Below are 4,062 nucleotides of genomic sequence, written 5' to 3' on the forward strand. Positions count from 1 at the left end.
GGGGGGACCCTGTGGGAGAGTAGGACGCCGCCGAACAATCATTCACGAAGAACCCCCGCCGGGATATCCGGCGGGGGTTCTTCGCGTTTCCCGGAGGATTCCGGGGCCGGGGGAGCCTCACCCGTTGTCGGGCTGCGACTCCTCCTGAGCCTGAGCCGACGGCTGTGCCTGAGCCGACGGCTGCGGCTGGCTCGGTGCCTGTGCCTGCGCCTGCGCCTGGGCCTGCACCTGAGCGGCGTCCTGCTCCTCGGGCCGGGCCGGCACGGCCACCGCCGCGGTGCCCCAGGCCGGCCGGCTGAGCCACACCTCCGCGGTGTTGGTGAGCCGGGTGACGCCGGTGCCGTCCGGTCGCATGCTGTAGAGGTCGGACCCGCCGCCGGACGGTGCCTGGGCGAAGACGATGGACTTGCCGTCGGGCGCGTACGAGGCGGTGCCGTAGGAGACGTTGGACGGGGCGGGGGTGAGCGCCCCGATCGCCGAGCCGTCGGGGTGGACGGTGTAGATGCCGCCGCCGGGGGTGTTGTCGGGGCCGGCCGGGTAGGTGGTGAAGACGATCTGGGTGCCGTCGGGGGACCAACTGGCGCGGTCACCGGCGCGCAGTTCCCAGGGGGTGAGCTGCCGGAGCCCGGTGCCGTCCGCGTCGACCACGTAGACGGCGCGGCTGTTGGCGGGCTGGCCGGTGGCGCTGGTGCGGTACTCGAAGGTGAGCTGCTTGCCGTCGGGGGACCAGCTGGGGTTGCTGACCTGGCCGGAGTACGGCTTGTCGTTGGTGAGGAAGGTGAGCCGCTGGACGTCGGTGCCGTCCGGGCTCATCAGGTAGAGGTCCGAGTACTGGACCTGGTTGCCGTTGGCCGCGTCGAGGGCGCCCCAGGAGCGGCTGAAGGCGAGCTGCTTGCCGTCCGGCGAGTACGCGGGTGCGCGCTCGTCCTCGTTGGCGCAGTCGGCGGTGCCGCTCTCGCAGAGCTGGCCGATCTGGTGGGCGCCCTCGCCGCTGGCCGCGACCGTCCAGAGCCGGGCGGTGCCGCTCTGCGGGTCGGTCCGGTCGAAGGAGATGACGGCGCCGTCCGGGGACCAGTCGGGGCGGTCGTCGCGGGCGCGCTCCGGCGGCTGGGTGACCTGGTGGGGGGCGGTTCCGTCAGGGGCCAGGGTGACGATGGCGCTGGTGGTGCGGGTGGCGTCGACGAAGGCGCGGCCGACGATCAGACCGTTGTGGGCGGTGACCGCGGGTGCTTCCGCGGCGGCGCCCACCACGCCGGGGGTGGCCGGGGCGGTCGGTTCGGGGGTAGCGGCGGGGGTGTCCGCCTGGATCTCGGAGAGCGGGATGTCTCCGGGTTCGGCCCCGCATCCGGTGAGCAGGGTGCCCAGCAGCAGAAGGCCCGCACCGGCGGTTGCGCGGGTGCGGGCCTTGGGGGTGGGCGACTGTCGTGTGCCGGCCATCCGTGTCATCTCCGTCTCCGACCTTCCGGCCGCTCCGACGTTCGCTCCGTCGCCGATTCAGGACGAGGGCCCCAGAAGGGAGCTGTCACTGTGTCAGACGGAGGGCGCCGATGGCCGAGCGACACGCGACACTGCGCGCACGCTCCGCCACACGGAGTAGGAAGTCGGTCGGAGGGGAGGCGGTGGAGGGAGGGCCGTGGAGGGGAGGGCGGTCAGCCCCGGGCGGCTCGGCGCTCGGCCTTGGCCGCCGCCTCCGCCTCGTCCTCGGCCTCGGCGACCTCCAGGGTGGGCGCGGTGCCGTCGAGGTGCGTGGGCAGCCACCAGGTGTCGTCCGGTCCTGAGGGCTTGCCGGGGTACTCGCGCTGGGCCTGGTCGAGCATCTCCGCCATGGCGGCACGCAGGCGTCTGGTGACCATCACGGGCTTGTCGTTCGGCCCGAGGTGAATCGGTTCGCCGATCATGATGGTGACCGGGACGTGGCGCTTGGTCAGGGTCTTCGGACGGCCCTTGGTCCAGAGCTGCTGGGTGCCCCAGAGGATCACGGGCAGCAGGGGGGTGCCGGAGTCGGCGGCCATGCGGGCGGCGCCGGTCTTGAACTTCTTCAGCATGAACGAACGGCTGATGGTCGCCTCGGGGAACACCCCGACGACCTCGCCGGCCCGGAGCGCGCGCACGGCGGCCTCGTAGGCGGGCTGGCCGTCGGTGCGGTCGACGGGGATGTGCTTCATCCCGCGCATCAGCGGACCGGAGACCGCGTGCTTGAAGACGTCGTCCTTCGCCATGAAGCGGGTCTTGCGCTTGCCGCCGCGGTAGGCGCCCAGGCCGGCGAAGAGGAAGTCCAGGTAGCTGATGTGATTGCTGACGAGCACGGCACCGCCGTCGGCGGGGATGTGCTCGGCACCCACGATCGTGATCCGCACGTCGAGCGCGCGGAAGGCGGTGAGTGCGGCGCCGATCACCGGCGGGTACACGAACTCTGCCACGGTCAGTCCTGACTTCCACGGGCCGGGGCCCGGTACGGCGGTACCCGCGCCGTCGGGAGGGGGCCGACCGGAGCGCGGCACGCCGCGGCGGTCACGGGTGATTCACGGAGATGATCCCCCGAACGAGTGCCTGCTGTCACCTGAGGCGTCCGGTCAAGCGGATTTTCGCGGTGTGATCTCCGTGATGAGAGCGGACGGGAACTTTTCCCGTCCCGGGCGGCCCGGTCAGGCCCCGGCGCCGAGCCGGCCCTGGGCCCGGCGGACCAGCGGGTAGATCTCGGAGCCGGGACAGTAGCCGAACGCGGCGTTGAGGAAGGCCGCGACGAGGGCGAAGGCCGTGGTCAGCACGCCGAGCCAGACCACCCCGGTGAGGTAGCCGAGCGTGCCGACGGCGGCGAAGACCAGGCCGACGCCCTGGGCGAACCGGGGCGGCCGCTCGTCCTCGGTCTCGGACGGAGGGTCCAGCCGGGGGAGCAGCACCGTCCGGAACAGCCAGCCGTAAGGGGAGAGCCGCGGGCCGCCGATCGCGCCGGCGGCGAAGACGAGCCCCTGGGCGGCGAGCAGGACGGGGCTGCCGGTGATCAGGGAGGCGGCCAGGACGACGAAGGTGAGGGCGGCGGCGAAACGGGGACCGCGGGGGTCTATCTGCACGGGGGCTCCGGGAGGGTCGCGACGGGCGGCGGCGGGGCGCGTCAGCGACAGCGGGTGGTGGTGGCCCGGCCCAGGTCGACGACGCGGCGGGAGGTCGGCAGCGGTGGGGCGGCGCGGTCGGAGTCCACCCGCCGATCGTACGCGCGCCCCGCGGGGCGGTCGACCTCCTTTCCGGACCCCGGGGGCGCTGGCGCAGACTGGGGGGCGACGGGATCGGTGAGGTGCGTCGTCGTGCCGACGGCGGCGACCGGGTCCGGCCTGCTGAGGGCCGGGAGCGACGGGAGTGTGCGGGTGCGGACCGGGGACGGGGCGGTACGGCTGTCGGAGGCGGAGCTCGGCGGGGCGCTCGGGGAACGGGCGACGCTGGTGCAGTTCTCGACGGCGTTCTGCCAGCCCTGCCGGGCCACCCGCCGGGTCCTCGCGGAGGTGGCCGGCATGGTCGACGGGGTGGTGCACGTCGAGCTCGACGCCGAGGACCGCTTGGAACTGGTCCGTCGGCTGGAGGTCCTGCGCACGCCGACCGTCCTGGTGCTGGACGCGGACGGGCGGGTGGTGCGCCGGGCCGCGGGGCTGCCGCGCAAGGCGGACGTGATCGCGGCTCTCGGCCGGGCGGTGTGAGGGGCGGAGCGAATCCGGTCGCGGATGTGCCGCCCCGTCGGGTGGTGTCGGGGGTGGGCTGGGGCAGGATGGGCGCAGGCGGTAGTGCAGCCGTCCGGCCTAAGCTACTGGCCAGTAGTGACCACTGGGCTACTGGCGAGTATGCTGCCAGAGAGTTCCGGACCGGCACGGGAACACGCTGCCCGGAGCGGGTGCGTGCCAAGTTCGCACCCGCTTGCACAGCCGCAGCCGCCGGACGAGACCAGTACAGGAGACAGGCCGTGAGCTTGAGGATCGTTGTCTGCGTGAAGCACGTGCCGGACGCGACGGGTGACCGTCGGTTCGCGGACGACCACACCACCGACCGGGAGGGCGTGGACGGCCTGCTGTCGGA

General features: G+C 73.3%; 4 protein-coding genes and 1 pseudogene. 2 read left to right on the top strand and 3 right to left on the bottom strand.

The window, feature by feature from the left end:
* Positions 1–117: 117 nt before the first annotated feature.
* The 3 genes from ACIRS1_RS38360 to ACIRS1_RS38370 form a co-directional block, all read right to left on the bottom strand.
* Positions 118–1,437 (bottom strand): TolB family protein, encoded by a 1,320-nt coding sequence (locus tag ACIRS1_RS38360; protein WP_402847304.1) that lies wholly within the window; start codon positions 1,435–1,437, stop codon positions 118–120.
* 212 nt (positions 1,438–1,649) lie between these two features.
* Entirely contained in the window at positions 1,650–2,420 is a 771-nt protein-coding gene (locus tag ACIRS1_RS38365; RefSeq protein ID WP_402847306.1) for a lysophospholipid acyltransferase family protein, read from the bottom strand.
* 225 nt (positions 2,421–2,645) lie between these two features.
* Positions 2,646–3,071, bottom strand: coding sequence for a DUF4395 domain-containing protein (locus tag ACIRS1_RS38370; RefSeq protein WP_387907123.1), 426 nt, complete (start codon positions 3,069–3,071; stop codon positions 2,646–2,648).
* 258 nt (positions 3,072–3,329) lie between these two features.
* On the opposite strand from ACIRS1_RS38370, the gene ACIRS1_RS38375 reads away from it, so the two are divergent.
* Together ACIRS1_RS38375 and ACIRS1_RS38380 are read left to right on the top strand one after the other, a co-directional pair.
* Positions 3,330–3,689, top strand: a complete 360-nt coding sequence (locus tag ACIRS1_RS38375) for a thioredoxin family protein (protein WP_396318307.1) — start codon at positions 3,330–3,332, stop codon at positions 3,687–3,689.
* 260 nt (positions 3,690–3,949) lie between these two features.
* A pseudogene (locus ACIRS1_RS38380) lies at positions 3,950–4,062 on the top strand (electron transfer flavoprotein subunit beta); the annotation flags it as partial.

The sequence above is a fragment of the Kitasatospora sp. NPDC101176 genome, assembly GCF_044768035.1.
GTDB lineage: Bacteria > Actinomycetota > Actinomycetes > Streptomycetales > Streptomycetaceae > Kitasatospora.